Origin of the sequence: Wolbachia endosymbiont (group A) of Paraperithous gnathaulax, from assembly GCF_964028485.1 — a bacterium.
Taxonomy (GTDB): domain Bacteria; phylum Pseudomonadota; class Alphaproteobacteria; order Rickettsiales; family Anaplasmataceae; genus Wolbachia; species Wolbachia pipientis.
Map to the genome: position 1 here is coordinate 1137029 of NZ_OZ034784.1, position 15611 is coordinate 1152639.

The window sequence follows — 15611 nt, forward strand, 5'->3', positions numbered from 1 at the left end:
GATATGTATTCATTTTGAATTGTTAAATTATTCAGCTATAGAATATAGATCACAGCTGTACAAACATTGTAGTTTGAGCCCACTAGATCCCAGTGCCCTATTCTTGTCATCCCAGTGCCCAGACACTGGGATCCAGCATTTCACGCAATCCCATCAAGAACGTTGTATTTTACATAACACTTTTATGCTTACCAACTTAATAAAATTCCTGGATCCCAGTGTCAAGCACTGGGATGACACCATAGGGGCACTGCCGTCATAAAGGAACCAGTGTCAGCTACTTGATGACATCATAGGGGCGCTGGCCTGACAACCGTCATCCCGCTGCTTGTTAGCGGAATCTGCTGTGGCGACATAAACTCAAATCATTTCAAATTTCAATCCAAAGAGGTATCATTATGTCAAACAACTTCAATTTTAAAGAATTTTTTAACCACTATGAAACAAATAGTACGTCAGATGATATACAAAGGTATTATTTGCTGTGGAAATCAGTAATAGCGCAGGCAATGATTGATGCAGCAAGTCACTGCAAAAAAACAGAAAGCTTGGTAGAAAAACGTAAGGCAATTTCTTGGTTATCAGACTTTAGTCAAGATTTTGTGCACACATGTATATTGGCTGATTGTGATCCGGTATACGTAAAAAATAAAATACAGCCAACCTTAAAAAGCCTTACTAGATAAAGCCTTTTTATATACTTAATGAGGTTTACTCCTTTTACCGAAAAAAATATAATTCAATCTCCTATCTATAGTTGCCTCTATATCTTTGATTAATAGCTGCTTTATCATGTTTACTTTTCGCTTTGCATCTTGAGCTTGACGCTCATTGTTACCACTGTTATTGCTGTAATTATTCTTATCACTATAACTACTGCCACTTGGTTTGCTACTGTTACTGAACTCACTACCCTTTTTTCTTCTTGTGTTGAGTATCTGTATTATCTTTTCCTTTAAAAAGGACTTCCAGCCTGTGCCAAGTAATAATTTATAGAGAAAATGCGGAGTAAGAAACGCCACTAATATTCGAATAGAAATTCCGTAACCGAGATCTTCCCTATTTTCATAATACCACTTGCAATATTGAAACAAACGGTAAAACGCATTTTTGAAAGAGCAAAATTCTACAGCATACCAAAAACCATTGCTGAGAAACATGAGCACAATGCTGAATGTGTAAAGATACATTGTGAAGAGAAACAGTTTCACAATTATATCTTTGAGACTACCTAATATATAATTCAATAATCTTAATTTATAGAAAAGTGATATCATTTCACACCCACTTCAATATGGCTGGGGTGGAAGGATTCGAACCTTCGCGTGGCGGTATCAAAAACCGCTGCCTTACCACTTGGCTACACCCCAATACTACTTACATCAATAACACTATTAGCCCAATTAGTAAAAGATTTATTTGCTTTTTCTATGGGCATCACAGCAATAGCTGGCTGATCATAAGAATGCATTGCTTCGATTTTTTCTACAATTTTATCAACTTGATCATTCCTGCTCTTCATAATTGCCACTACTTCACAACTATTACTAATTTTACCTTCCCATAAATACAGAGAATTCACTTCGGGAAATATATTTACACATACAATTAATTTCTCGTTTAACAATTCTTCAGAAACAGTTTTAGCCTCCTCAAAATTTGAAAAAGTTGTATAAACCAAAACTAAATTATTCATTAGTAGCTACATAAATGCATTGCTACTATACTCTACCGAGATTTATTCATCAAGAGAAAATAACGCCAGCGCGTACTGTATGAACATTTGTTTGCAAAGGTAGTATGTTAAGTGTTATAGCTAGTTTGCCTCAAACGTAAAGGTGTCATCCCAGTGCCCCTGTGATGTCATTCCAGTGCTTGACACTGGAATCCAGTTTTCCATATAATCTCATCGAAAACGTTGTAACCACTTTCTATGCTAGTTTGCTTGTAAACAAGCAAACTTTCCTGGATCCCAGTGGGCTTTGTTGCATCGCTAGCTATGATGGATTAAAGATAAAAAAGATAGGGAATATCAGTAGCTTATTATTCTGGTATTTATAACAAGAACGGTCAATGAATACCTAAATTTGAGTAAAAGAAATTTCACTACCATTTACCAATCCGGCTAAAATTCAAGAATTTCAATGCTTTAGCTATTTTCAATAGAATTAAATTTATTAATATAAATAACAAATTACTATTCTTAAATTTGATCAGATTGATTGCAAAAAAACAAGATTTTCAATAGGTTGCTTATAATCCTAACTATAGTTAGCCTTTCATAAGTAGCGATGCAACAAAGCCATCCCAGTGTCAGCTACTCGGATGACACCTTTCCTAGCAGAGAAATCACAATGTTCATACGGTTGTACGCATACCGCTGGGATCTAGGATTTTTCTATAGTTTAAAAACAAAAAAAGGACGTTACTCATTGAGTAACATCCTTTTGGAGAAGGTAGAAGTTTTACTTATTACACTGTTCCTGGAGTTGCTGTAGCTCTTGAGTTGACAGGTTCTGCACTAGGTTGATCTAGAGATGCGCGTCGTTTTGCCAACTTTTCTTCGAGTTCTCTGTCAAATTCTTCTTTTAAAGGAAGAACTTGTTTTCTTGTTAGCGTAGAAGAACCAGAACCCATTCCACTATCAGTAGAATTACTGTGAGTGAGAGTTCTGTTACTCAAACTATCCAGGTTTTGCTCCACAATAGGATCACTGAGAACATCTTCACTGAAAGAACTTTGTCCATTTAAGTTAGTCAATGAGGCGCTTCTAGGTAGTTCTGGTGGAGCAACTGGAGTAAGCTTAGGAGTTAAGCTACTAGATGAATTGCTTCTACGGACTGTTGCAAAGTTCTGAGAATCTGAATCAGAGACAGTAGCAGTACTTTCAGTTCCTATAGAATTTAGTGAATTGCTTTTTGACAAGCTGTTAGATTGTTCAGAGCCTTTTCTTCCCAGTGAAGAGAATGATGATGACACAGACCTAGTTAAACTTTTGACAGAAGGCCTGTTAGCTTTTTTCTCTGCTCTGTCAAACATATTGCTTACGCTTGAGTACAAATGATTTTCTCTACATTCTTTAATAACCTTCTTAATTTCATCGTGATGTTCAGAGAAAACACTGTCGATGAAATAACTACCTTTAGGTAATGACCTTTGTGTTAACAAGTTATGCAAGCTTTTTTCATTTAAATTATTAATGAATTCTTTCTGTACTTGCCATCCAGAAGTATGTTCAATCTCCCCTGATTTTGCCTTCTCTGCCATTTTTAAATCAATTTCTGACGATATTCCAGAAAGTATATTTTTCACTAACCCAGAATTATTTCCTTTATCAGCAAAAATTGCTTTCATATCATTTCTTATTTCGTCAGATTTCTTAATTGCATCTGGAGTAAACCTTTTTACCTTATCTAAATAGTCCGTCTCACCAGATGCCTTATGGAACTTATTTGCCACTCCTTCGCCTACAAAACTAGCGCCTTTTTTCAGTGAATCTACTGAATGTTCATAACCTTCTTTCACCTTATCTTTAACATGCATAGCACCATCTCTAACTTTTCCGGCAGCGTATGTTGATGCGTCCTTAACTTTCCCAGCAGTATATTTCGCCCCATCAACTGTTTTTTCTGCTGACCACTTGAGCCCTTTATATCCAGATTGAACTGCTTTTACAGCGACTTTTACAGCGAAATATAAAGCAAGACCAACTATAGCACCCGGTATAGCAAGTGTTGCACCAACTGCCAAAAGTGGTAGTACTGCCGTAAATAACCCACTTGCTGTACTTACTACAAGAATCTTATCTCCTTGTTTCATCTTAGAGAATTCTGTATCTCCTTTTAACAGGTCAGTCATTCTTTCTTTTAGCTTCTTGTGATCATTAGCAATATCTGAATTTGGTAGATTTTGCATCGTTTTATTCAAATCAAAACTATCTTCTGGTTGGTTTTGTTGAGTTCCAACAGAATTTGAATTTTTTTCATTATGTAACATTTTAAACCTCACTATTAATTAAATATATTATATTGTACACCCTCGATTCTTAAGTTAGTGTTAAATTGATTGCCAGTATTTATTTGTCTTCAAATAATTTCGCTTGACGTGTTTTGTGGTAACATAGAAAATTAGGTCAAGAAGCTGCAGCATTTATGAAGTATAGAAAAAGAACACTCATCTTTTTGGCTGTTATAACTTTAATAATAATAGCTTTACTATTTAGGTATAATTCCCATTTTCACAAAGACGTAGTGCACTTAAAGAGTGACAACAAAGAATTCAAAAAAAAGCCAGAAAATTCCATAGAGTCGACCATATTACATAGAGAAAAGGAAGTGTACGATCATGTTTTCCATCCTGATGATTAATTTGTAAATAAAATAGCAATTTATGTTTGCATTTTCTTATTAAAGAAGTAATATTAGCGTATTAATTATAGAATCAATCATTATGTTTGATGATAATAATCCTTGGAATCTGGGAAAGAAACCGGTAGGGAACAAAACTCCTAATAATGAAGATATTTTAAGTAAAGCTGTATCTGATATAAGGTTCTTTCTTAATGGATTAACCAGAAACAGGGGCAAAAAACCTTATTTCATCATTTTCATTATTTTGCTGTTCTATGCTTGCACTGGCTTTTATATTGTCCATCCTAGTGAAGAAAGTATAGAACTTACCTTTGGTAAATATTCTAATACAGAAACACCTGGTTTGCGTTATCACTTCCCCTACCCTATTGGCAAGGTTTTTAAAGTGAACGTTAAGGAAGTAAATCGTGAAGAAATTGGGGTAAGTAGTTCTTATGGGCGAGATACAGATCGCGGTGAAGGCGTGATGCTAACTGGAGATGAAAATATAGTCAACGTTAACTTCGAGGTTCAGTGGCGCGTTAGAGATGCTAAGGACTATTTATTCAAAGTGCGGGATTACAAACCCGGTTTCAGTGTTAAAAATGCTGCTGAAAGTGCCATGAGAGAAATAATAGGTAAAAATACGATCTCTTTTGCACTTGGTCAAGGCAGACCAGAAATTTCTAGAGATACTAGAATTCTATTGCAGCAGATTCTTGATGGATACCAAATGGGTATAGAGATTTTATCTGTTCAAATGAAAAAAATTGATCCACCAGAAAAAGTAATCAGTTCGTTTAGAGATGTACAAAGTGCTCGTGCAGACAAAGAGCGTACTATAAACGAAGCATATGCTTATAATAATGATATTATACCTCGAGCAAAGGGTGAAGCGATAAAGATAAAATTAGATGCACAAGCATATGAAAATGAAATAATAAATGAAGCAAAAGGTAATGCAAATCGCTTTTTATCTCTTTATGAGGAATATAGACAGAATCCTTCTCTCGTTAAGAATCGTATTTATCTTGAAACTATGGAAAATATTTTCAGTAAGGTAGACAAAGTTGTTGTAACTGATGATCTGAAAGGTATGTTTTCTTATTTACCTCTTACAAATTTAGGAAAATAACCATGAGTAGTAATATTAAAATTGTTTTTGTTTCTGTATTTGTTGTTTTATTGATTGTTTTATTTAATTCAATATTTGTTGTGCAAGAAACAAAGCAAGCGATAGTTATACAACTCGGTAAAGTTGTAAGGGATGTTAGGGAAAGTGGCTTATATTTTAAGTTGCCATTCATAAATAGTGTAGAGTTTCTTGATAAAAGAGTTTTAGATTTAAGTCCTGATAAGATCCCAAGGGAAGTGATAACAGCGGATCAAAAACGTATTATAGTAGATGCATATGCAAAATATAAAATAACAAATCCTGTTATTTTTTACCAGGCTGTGAGGAATGAATCAGGGCTGGTTAGAAGATTATATCCGGTTATAGAAGCACACATAAGAGAAAATATAGGCAGATTTTCGTTGATTAGCTTGTTGAATGAAAAAAGATCAGAGGTTATGCAATTGATTCAGCGTGGAGTTTATTCTGAAGCTGAAAAATTTGGCATAGAAATAATAGATGTAAGAATTAAGAGAGCAGACTTACCAGAAGAAAATAGTTCTGCAATATTTCGCCGTATGCAAACTGAAAGGGAAAAAGAAGCAAAAGAAATTAGAGCAGAAGGAGAGCAAGCTGGGCAGGAAGTTAGATCAAAAGCTGATAAATTAAAAAGGGAAATTATCTCTAGTGCAGTAAAAGAATCGTACGAAATAAGGGGCCGTGGTTATGCTGAAGCAACTAGAATTTATAATGAGGCATTTAAGGTCGATGAAGAGTTCTTTAACTTTTATCGCTCTATGAGCGCTTACAGTAAATCATTTGCCGAAAATAATACTAAATTTGTACTTTCACCAAACAATAACTTTTTAGATATTTTAAATAAGGGGTGGAAATAGTCTATGAAAAGTAAGGCATTTATTTTATCTATATTTGCATATTTTCTAATTGCGTTTTCTTCGTATGCTAATATGTTTGATTGGAATGCAAAAAAGGTCGTTGATGCTAGCACTACTGCATGCAACTGTAATCAAGGACTTGCCGATTTAGTGGAAGAACTCATTCCTGCGGTTGTAAATATTTCAAGCGAACAAATCATCAAACAAGAAAATAACAGCAGAACTAGAGTTCCATCTATGCCAGGAAATAATTTTTTTGATGATTTTAGAGAGTTTTTTGAGCATTTTGATCAGTTTTTTATGGATAGGGGCCCTAGTGTTAACAAAGAGGTGGTGTTGCTTGGTTCTGGGTTTATTATAGATAAAGGTGGAACTATAGTAACCAATTATCACGTTATTAAAAACGCCAAAGATATCACAGTTACTATGAACGATAATACTTATTTCAAAGCAGAAGTTTTAGGCTATGATGCAAGAACTGATCTTGCTGTGCTTAAGATTAATTCTGATAAAGATCTTTCTTCTGTTGCATTTGGTGATTCTGATAAAGCAAGGGTTGGTGATACGGTTATGGCAATAGGTAACCCATTTGGTTTGGGTGGCTCTGTAAGCACAGGAATTATATCTGCAAGGTCCAGGGACATTAGTATTGGCACTATGAATGAATTTATTCAAACTGATGCTGCAATTAATAGGGGTAATTCTGGAGGACCGTTATTTGATTTAAATGGAAAAGTTATAGGTATTAATACTGCTATCTATTCTCCATCTGAGTCTGGCGGCAACGTGGGTATAGGTTTTGCCATACCATCTAATTTAGCTATGTCAATTATTGACACATTAAAAAGTGGCAAAAAAATAAAACATGGTTGGCTTGGTGTGCAAGTTCAGCCTATAACGAAAGAATTTGCTGAGTCCTTGGGTTTAAAAGATATAAAAGGCGCATTGGTTGCAAGTATAGTAAAGGATAGTCCTGCAGAAAAAGGTGGGATTAAAGTAGGTGATATATTATTAGAATTTGACGGTAAAAAAATCGATAGAATGACACAATTACCTCAAATGGTTTCAAGAGCTGGACCTGAGAAAAAAGTGCAAGTTAAGTTACTTAGAAAGAGCAAAGAGGTTAATATTAAAGTTGTGATCGGAGAATCTACAAATGATGGCCAAGATAACAATCAAGAAGAAAATAAATCAACATCTGATTATGTAACCGGTTTAACTGTTTCAAATCTGCCAAAAGAATCAAAAGAAAGTAAAAATAATGTACCTACAAAAGGTGTGATAGTTACCAATGTAGATAGTAACAGTAATGCCACGTTGCGTGGTATTAAAAAAGGAGACATTATTATCCAATTAGATGGAACCGATATAGAAAATACTAATGATTTTCAAAAACAAGTTGATTCAGCAGTAAAGAAAAACGGTAAAGATTCAATAATGTTGCTCATTTACCGCAATGGAAATCAATTCTTTACTTCGATAAAGTTGAAGAAATAGCACTCGTAGGTTATTTACTAAATTAGCAGCATTGTAAGCCTGTCACTGTAACACCTCAATCTTACAAGACAAATCAAAACTATTAAAGTCTACATTCCATTCACTAAAATACACATATGGATAATATAAATTTTCTAAAATTCATTGAACTGTGCTTTCAAACAGTGGTGCCGGGATGTGAGTATAATGATTATCAGTACATAAAAGTCATAGCAGACAGGCTGGAAGCAGCGAATGCTGGCGAAGTAAGGCGCATAATATTCAATATGCCTCCGCGTTCAATGAAGTCCATATGTATGAGTGTTGCGTGGCCCGCATGGATACTGGGAAATCAGCCAACTGCAAGAATAATAGTTGCAAGTTATTCTAAGTTGCTTAGTGAAAAACATTCGCTTGATACCAGGTGCATAATGCAATCTGATTGGTATAAAGAACTATTTCCAGAGGTAGAACTATCCAAAGACCAGAACACTAAATATAAATTCCAAACAGTGCAGAGAGGATACAGAATCGCAACATCAGTTGGAGGAACATTAACCGGTGAAGGTGGTGACTCTATTATTGTGGATGATCCGCTTAACCCTGCTCAAGCTTTGAGTGAAACATTTAGAAAACGTGCCACAAACTGGTTCGATCAGACTTTAGTAACGAGACTCAACAATAGAAAAAAAGGAGTAATTGTGCTTGTGATGCATAGGCTCCACCTGGAAGACTTAACTGGGCACCTCTTATCTAAGCCAAAAAACATATGGCATCACATTTGTTTGCCAATGATTTCTGAAAATAAGGAGGTTATTTATTCAATTAATAACCATACTGGTGTCATTCCACCCCCCCCTCCTGTCATCCCAGTGCCCAGACACTTGTATCTGGGATCTCGTTCCTTAACTTTATAGTGTAAATTATTTCAAATTGTGTCTAGCTGCAAGTATAATAATTTCCATTTATAGATAAAGTATGTTGCAAATGTTATGCCAAAGAGTATAATAAAATCTATATCAAATACTTTACAAGAAAAAGTGGGATAGAGGCAAAAGCAAATATTAATAAGGATAATTTAAGAAAAGCGCATGCTAGAGTTTGAAGAAGCAGTAAAAATAAAAAATATTATTGAAAGGTTAAATAGCACATGATATAATATATATATAGTGTAAAAATGTAAATAATTTTATTGACATCTTTACATTAATAGTTCTTAAATATTTAGTACTGTAGAATTAAATTATTAAGTTTTATGAAGGAAGTAAAAATGGTGGAAGGCTTTTCAGGTAATAATAAAGATAGTAATTTTATTGAGGGGGCAAAAATAATGGAAAATTTTTCAGATAATAACGGAAACGGTAGCTCGATCTTCCAAGGAAAAATCAGGGAGCAAGATTTCTCTGCAGAGCAGAAGCTAAATGAACTAAAAGCAGCCATAGAGGAGCTCACCAGACAAGATTTGCTCAGGAGGCTCGAGTGTGAGCGTCAGGCTTCTAGTTGTATCGATGAAATATCATCTCAAGCAGAGCTACATATCGGAGAAGGTGATGATGAGAATTACTTCACTGGTGAAAAAGGAAGAGTACTCGGAGATTTCTGGAATTTCTTTGAATCTCTCTTCAACCTTTTTGAAGTAGATGTAGATGATCCGAAAATCTACCAAATGCTCAAAGAGAAGAAAGAAAAAAATTGGCTTCTTTCGATAATTGAATTTATGTGTGACAAGCTTAAGGAGTTAATCAAGAAGATTTTTGCACGCGATTTAAGTTTCAATCAGAGGTTGGACAAAGAGATAAAAGAATTGCAGGAAAAATTAGGCAGTGGTGAGTTATCAGAAGAAGAGTTTGCAAGGGCGTTAGAAAGATTAACTGCATTGCAAGATCTGAAACTCAGGTTACAAATGGCCGTTGTCGGATGGATTGTTACAATGTTCGCAGAGATGTTTGGAGTTGAGTTGGCGGCTGCGGTAGAGGCATCTACAGAAAAAGAAGATAAAAAAGCAGAAAAAACATCATTAGAAGCAATTAAAGAAGTTCATAAAGACGTAGAAATCAAGGTAGATGAAAGAGAAAAACCTAAAGTGCCAGTTTTCCTTTTTGAAGTTTCACCAGGATTTGTAAGACCGGTTGTTCTGAGCAAACCAGAACTTGAAATTGCGTCAGATCCTTTGAAACATCTATTGCGTCTTACTGAGCTTGAAAGAAAATATCATGAAAATTCACAAAAACCAAAAGTGGAAGAAGAGAAAAAAGCGAAGCAGGAGGAACCGAAGAAAGAGGTGTGTCCACCTGCTCCAAAAACTGCAACGAATACGACGGGGACGGGGCAGAGGAGACAGGATGTTCAAGGATGCGATAGTAGTAAGGAAAGAAAGAAAAACCACGATGAAAATAATAATAAGCAAGCTCCAAACCAACCTACTCAAGGCTCTGTTCCTAACGGAAAAGCTTCGAACCAACCTATCCCAAAATCTATGTCTGACAGAAAGGCTTCAGAGCAATTTGTTAAAAATCCTGTTGCTGATTGTAAATATGATCTTACAGTTGGTTTTTGGAATGGTCCTGAGAATGAAGGTTCTGTGAGTAATGCTCAACCACCAAAAGAATTGACTAATGATGTAAAAGTTGAGAAATGTGCAGAAGGTCAGTCAGTAGGAAAGACACCATAGTGGGGATAGCTAATACTTAGATGACAAAAAAGGGTGTCATTCCAGTACTGGAATCCAGGGGCATATAGATAGATGTCGACAGTTCGTCATTCCGCTACGTGTTAGCGGAATCTATGCTTGAGATACCGCGAATGAATCGCGGTATGACGTAGGGAACTTAGGGTTGCCAATGACTTGTCATTCCAGCGCGTGACGCTGGAATCTTGAAATTTGTGTTTTATGAAAAAGAGTGAATAAAATTTTTTGAAAAAAAATATAAAAAACTGCTTGCACTTAATTTTATTTTTAGTATACTAATTACATAATATTTTTACTGGAGGGTAATATGCCGAATGATAATGGTAAGGAAAGTTTTAAGGGAGAAAAAGAGTGGGATCTCCGGAACAAGGGGCTAGGTGGTGGAATAGTGACGTATGTTAAAGGAGCAAGGATTGATGATCATCGTGATGCACTTAAGGACGTGCGAGAGAAGCTACGTCAGCCTAGCAGTTCTATGAGCGGGTCAAGCTCTAGTGGAGTTGGTAGCGGTAATAAAAGGTAGTAATAAAAAATAGTTGTTGTAATTTAAAAATGGGGAGGTTGGTATGCCTAATATAGAAACAGTAAGGGCGTTGATTAACGCTTTTAATGTACATAATTATTTTTCTAATACAGTTAAAACTAATTTTAAGCTGCAAAGCGAGGGCAAGAAGAACTATATCGTAGTCTCATTTGATAAGAGTATGGATACGTATCAGTGTAGAAGATATCTGGACAGTATAAAAAGGAAGATAATACGTGAATTCTACGGCATTGAGGAAAGTAATGATGCAGAAATATTGGATACAGCTAAGCTAATTTTTGATGTTAATTCTTTTCCGTTTGATATCAATGATAGAGACTGGTCTTGGGATAAACAGCATGGGTTTAAGTTTGTAACACCTGTAGATAAAGGTGTAATTTTTAATCTAAAGTCTCACTTAGCTTCTTCACTTAAAAAAGATGTTCTAGAAGGTATGCCAACTTGTAGCATATTCACTAATGCATTTGACAAGAAAAAATATTTATGGTGCGGTGAATTTGATAATGAAGAATTAAGTCAGCAATTTAAGAGTAAGTTTTTATCAAGGATGAGAAAAAGATATAAAAATGTTCCTAAGAGCCCTCTGAAGGTTGAAGGTAATGATGTATATATCAAAGATGTTTTTGATGACGCTCGTTTTATTGATAGTGTAACACGGTATAAGGCATGGCTTATAGGTATGGACCTTGGAGTTGGCAATGATGTTGATCATAGTGTGAAGTCATTTAAAAATATGATAATAAGATCTACTTATTCGGCGACAAAAGTGATGGTAGATGGTTTTATACTTGCTCCTCCTTTAAATGGGAGAGTAGTTTCAATTCTTACACCTATTACACAAAATGGTAAGGGGATTAAATTGTTAACAAAAGAAGAGGTACGTGCTATAAATCGTGCATTTAATCATGCTGTACTTGATGATATTAGTGGTAGAACTCAAGCAAAATTATCAGTGAATGGAAGCAGTGGAATATATGGCATAGACTTTTCCAATCCGTACATTTCTCACTGTGTGATAACCAAAATAATAAAAAACTCTGTAATCAACAAAGACCATGAACTGGCCATTGACCCTGAGCTTCGTTTTCGAGCATTGTCGCGATCACCATCGACTGAACTGTCAGATATGAAATGGGAGTCTCCCACGCGGAGTCAGGGTGGAGTAAAGGATTCTCCCAGGCAAGGATCAGAAAGAGAGAAAGAAACAGAGCCTTTTCGGGGGGTGCTGGGGGAAGAGATAGGTCAGGCTAGTACTTCTTCTCAGCAAACGGACATGCCATCCAGTTCATACACGTACATAGATAAACGAGATGAAAGTATGCCAGAGGATTCGTACTTTTTGCCATCAACGTTAACTTCTTTTCCACGTGTTATAACTCCTCCAGTTCATTACACAATATCGACGAAACCAATTCTACTTACGACAAAGAATGATCAAAAGTCCTCAAGTCTTGAGTTTTCTGCACGTTCTCCATGTTTGAAAGATGTGAACATTTTGGGTATGAAATCTGAAGAACATGATAAAAGCGAGCAAGGGGCTTGCTCACAGGTGGGTGTGAGAGCATTGGAAGGTGATCAGGCAGATGATGAAAGTATGCTAATAAAGATTCAGGGTCAGCAAGTGAGCTATAGGCCATCATTGACTCCTTTTCCTACAGCATGGGATAATTCAACATTCTTAAATCTTGAGGTTTCTAATGAGGAATCTGAAAAACAGCAAGTTACTGATAAAAGTGATCGAAAAAGTAGTAATGAGTGTTTTAAAGCGAAGCCACAAAAGAATGAATCTTCGAAGAAACATGGGGGTGGTGTTCAAAAAATGAAAAAATGGCTCTCTTCAACTTTTAGTAAGCAATATGACGTAAACCTTAAGCGACATGATGAAGGGCGTGGTACAACGCGAAGTACTCCTGTAAGTTCTCTAGATGGTGATCCAGGCCCGTCACAAGGTACTATTTCGGGGAAAGGGGAGGTACTACCTGTAGAGTATAGATCTGATAACTCTAGTTCTAAAACAGCAGTTGATAGAGATAGTGGTTTTTGTCCTACGGGTTCTCCTGCTGCGCAACATAAGGGAAGTGTCTCTTCAGAGCTTAAATATCTGCAACAGGTAAAGAATATATCAGAAGCTTTGAGGAAATAAATTTAGGTTTTTAGATATATCTTAACCATCTAAATGGTTTATTAGGGTTGGGGCCAAAGTCCCTGACCCTGAAAGCACTGGTGTTAGTTTTTCTCATCCATTGCAGATATTGCGCGGTACTAAATGTTTAAAAAGTATTAATATAAAGATATCAATAAAATTATTTACACTTTCATGCTATGCTCATAGCATCATATATTACTTAACCTTACAATAATTTTTTTATTCTTGCTGCTTCTTCAAACTCCAAATTTTTAGCATGCTCTATCATTTGCTTTCTCAAATCATCCTTATTAGTATTTACTTTCGGTTCTGCTATTGCCCTCTCTTGTAAGGTGTTTGATATAGGTTTTATTATAGTCTTCGGGATAATATTGTGCAATATATTATGTTCTTCTTGTTTTTTTCTTCTTCTTTCGGTCTCTCTTAATGCACGGTCCAGAGAACCAGTGATTTTATCTGCATACAAAATTACTCTACCTTCAGCATTACGCGCAGCACGACCGATCGTTTGAATTAATGAAGTTTCCGATCGCAAAAATCCTTCTTTATCAGCATCCAAAATTGCAACCAACCCACACTCTGGAATATCAAGACCTTCCCTCAGCAAGTTAACACCTACTAAAACATCGATTTCTTTAGATCTCAATTTGTATATAATTTCTATTCTCTCCAGCGCAGCAATATCAGAATGCAAATAACTCACTCTCATATTCAATTCACTCATATATTCAGCTAAATTTTCAGCCATTTTTTTCGTCAATGTAGTGATTAAAACACAAAATCCCTTCCCTATTGTCACTTGTGCCTCATGAATTACATCATCAATTTGACTCTCTATTGGTTTTACAATGCAGATTGGGTCTATAAGCCCTGTTGGACGGATAACTTGCTCTATAAATACATTACTGGTCTTTGCCAACTCATACTTTCCGGGAGTGGCTGAAATGTAAACAGTCTGCGGCCTAACTCCCTCCCACTCTTCAAATTTTAATGGACGATTATCAAAAGCGGAAGGGAGCCTGAAGCCATAGTCGATCAATTTCTTTTTACGCGCCTCATTACCACTGTACATCGCACCAACCTGAGGAACGGTGACATGACTCTCATCAACAAATAAAATTACGTCTTTGGGTAAATATTCAAACAAAGTAGGCGGTGGATCCCCAGCTTCCATTCCATAGAGATAACGCGAATAATTTTCAATACCTTTACATATTCCTGTTGTTCTCATCATTTCGATATCAAAATTAGTGCGTTGCTCGAGGCGCTTTGCTTCAACAATTTTTTTCTGTGAATAGTAATAATCCAAGCGTTCATGCAGCTCTTTTTTGACTAGTTCAATTGCCTGCAACAAAGCCTCACGCGGGGTTATGTAATAGCTATTTGGAAAAATGGTGATTTTATTTACGCCTTTGGTAACATTGCCCGTTATAGCATCAACTTCAGAAATTTCTTCTATTTCATCGCCAAATAACGATAAACGCCAAGCTTTATTTTCATAATGGGAAGGAAATATATCAACAATATCGCCGCGCACTCTGAAATACCCTCTCTCAAACCTGGCATCAGAGCGCTTGTATTGAAGATCAGTTAAGTTGCTCAGGAAATCATTAATACGAATTTTATTTCCAACACTAAGCGGTATGATCATGCTGCGGTAGCTCTCAGGCGAACCAAGACCGTATATGCAGGAAACACTGGCAACTACGATCGTATCCCTGCGCTCCAAAAGGGAGCAGACGGTGGAATAACGCAGCATCTCAATTCTTTCGTTAATTGCAGAATCTTTTTCGATATAAGTATCAGTTTGTGGTAAATAGGCTTCAGGTTGATAATAATCATAATAAGAAATGAAGTATTCAACAGCATTATGGGGAAACAATCCTTTCATTTCCTCATAAAGCTGTGCTGCTAAAGTTTTATTGTGTGCCATAATTAATGCAGGCCTGTTTGTCCTTGCAATAACATTTGCCATAGTAAAAGTTTTCCCAGAACCAGTAACTCCAAGCAAAACCTGATCTCTTTTATTGATATTTAGCCCTGCAATTAAGCTATCGATTGCCTGTGGTTGATCCCCAGCCGGTTGAAAATGTGTAGCGATTTGAAATTCCATAGACTTTACTTACTATCTTTGATTCATTGTATAGTAAACACTATATTGCTTTTAAGATAAGTTGTATAGCTATCGTAAAGCCATAAAACATTAACCAACAATGTCATGCAAGTAGCTGACACTGGAATCTTGTTTCAATGTTAAACAAAATACCATAGAATTCAAGAAGACAATTCCTAAAAAATCCCTACATCCAAAAAAAGGCAAAATGCTGCTTGAATAAGCTAAATTTTTTTAGATGCAAAAACAATAAAACATAGTTGATACTAAAGTTATAGTACTCC

13 protein-coding genes, 1 tRNA gene and 1 pseudogene are annotated in these 15611 nt (G+C 35.8%); 10 read left to right on the forward strand and 5 right to left on the reverse strand.

From position 1 onward, the window contains the following. Positions 1 to 73 precede the first annotated feature (73 nt). Together ABWU74_RS06020 and ABWU74_RS06025 are read left to right on the forward strand one after the other, a co-directional pair. Positions 74 to 262, forward strand: coding sequence for a hypothetical protein (locus ABWU74_RS06020; protein ID WP_353289283.1), 189 nt, complete (start codon positions 74 to 76; stop codon positions 260 to 262). Between the two features lie 136 nt (positions 263 to 398). Further along, complete coding sequence (locus ABWU74_RS06025) at positions 399 to 686, forward strand: hypothetical protein (RefSeq protein ID WP_007549783.1); 288 nt, start codon at positions 399 to 401, stop codon at positions 684 to 686. Positions 687 to 701: 15 nt separating this feature from the next. Here ABWU74_RS06025 and ABWU74_RS06030 read toward each other — a convergent pair whose 3' ends face one another. The 4 genes from ABWU74_RS06030 to walE1 form a co-directional block, all read right to left on the reverse strand. Then, complete coding sequence (locus ABWU74_RS06030; protein ID WP_022626355.1) at positions 702 to 1160, reverse strand: hypothetical protein; 459 nt, start codon at positions 1158 to 1160, stop codon at positions 702 to 704. Between the two features lie 135 nt (positions 1161 to 1295). Next, positions 1296 to 1370: transfer RNA gene (locus ABWU74_RS06035), tRNA-Gln, on the reverse strand. After that, a complete protein-coding gene (cutA, locus tag ABWU74_RS06040; protein ID WP_006279213.1) occupies positions 1361 to 1696 on the reverse strand; it encodes a divalent-cation tolerance protein CutA in 336 nt (111 codons plus the stop codon). The genes ABWU74_RS06035 and cutA overlap by 10 nt, the downstream gene beginning before the upstream one ends. A 776-nt stretch (positions 1697 to 2472) precedes the next feature. After that, complete coding sequence (gene walE1 / locus ABWU74_RS06045; protein WP_010082451.1) at positions 2473 to 3996, reverse strand: actin bundler; 1524 nt, start codon at positions 3994 to 3996, stop codon at positions 2473 to 2475. Between the two features lie 155 nt (positions 3997 to 4151). On the opposite strand from walE1, the gene ABWU74_RS06050 reads away from it, so the two are divergent. From ABWU74_RS06050 to ABWU74_RS06085, 8 genes and pseudogenes are all read left to right on the forward strand, one after another. After that, positions 4152 to 4367: a hypothetical protein gene (locus tag ABWU74_RS06050; protein WP_006279848.1), complete on the forward strand. Its 216-nt coding sequence runs from the start codon at positions 4152 to 4154 to the stop codon at positions 4365 to 4367. 82 nt (positions 4368 to 4449) lie between these two features. Then, positions 4450 to 5484: an FtsH protease activity modulator HflK gene (hflK, locus tag ABWU74_RS06055; RefSeq protein WP_010962866.1), complete on the forward strand. Its 1035-nt coding sequence runs from the start codon at positions 4450 to 4452 to the stop codon at positions 5482 to 5484. 2 nt (positions 5485 to 5486) lie between these two features. Next, on the forward strand, positions 5487 to 6359 hold the full coding sequence (gene hflC / locus ABWU74_RS06060) for a protease modulator HflC (protein WP_182319521.1): 873 nt from the start codon (positions 5487 to 5489) through the stop codon (positions 6357 to 6359). A 3-nt stretch (positions 6360 to 6362) separates the two neighbouring features. Beyond that, positions 6363 to 7856: a DegQ family serine endoprotease gene (locus ABWU74_RS06065; RefSeq protein ID WP_010962868.1), complete on the forward strand. Its 1494-nt coding sequence runs from the start codon at positions 6363 to 6365 to the stop codon at positions 7854 to 7856. A 116-nt stretch (positions 7857 to 7972) separates the two neighbouring features. Continuing rightward, positions 7973 to 8710: pseudogene (locus tag ABWU74_RS06070) on the forward strand (hypothetical protein); the annotation flags it as partial. A 395-nt stretch (positions 8711 to 9105) separates the two neighbouring features. Continuing rightward, positions 9106 to 10506 (forward strand): hypothetical protein, encoded by a 1401-nt coding sequence (locus tag ABWU74_RS06075; protein WP_410542103.1) that lies wholly within the window; start codon positions 9106 to 9108, stop codon positions 10504 to 10506. A 325-nt stretch (positions 10507 to 10831) separates the two neighbouring features. Beyond that, positions 10832 to 11047 (forward strand): hypothetical protein, encoded by a 216-nt coding sequence (locus tag ABWU74_RS06080; RefSeq protein WP_353289285.1) that lies wholly within the window; start codon positions 10832 to 10834, stop codon positions 11045 to 11047. Positions 11048 to 11090: 43 nt separating this feature from the next. Beyond that, complete coding sequence (locus ABWU74_RS06085) at positions 11091 to 13211, forward strand: hypothetical protein (RefSeq protein ID WP_353289286.1); 2121 nt, start codon at positions 11091 to 11093, stop codon at positions 13209 to 13211. 208 nt (positions 13212 to 13419) lie between these two features. Here the strand turns inward: ABWU74_RS06085 and uvrB are convergent, their stop codons facing one another. Further along, a complete protein-coding gene (uvrB, locus tag ABWU74_RS06090; protein WP_353289287.1) occupies positions 13420 to 15327 on the reverse strand; it encodes an excinuclease ABC subunit UvrB in 1908 nt (635 codons plus the stop codon). Between the last annotated feature and the right edge of the window lie 284 nt (positions 15328 to 15611).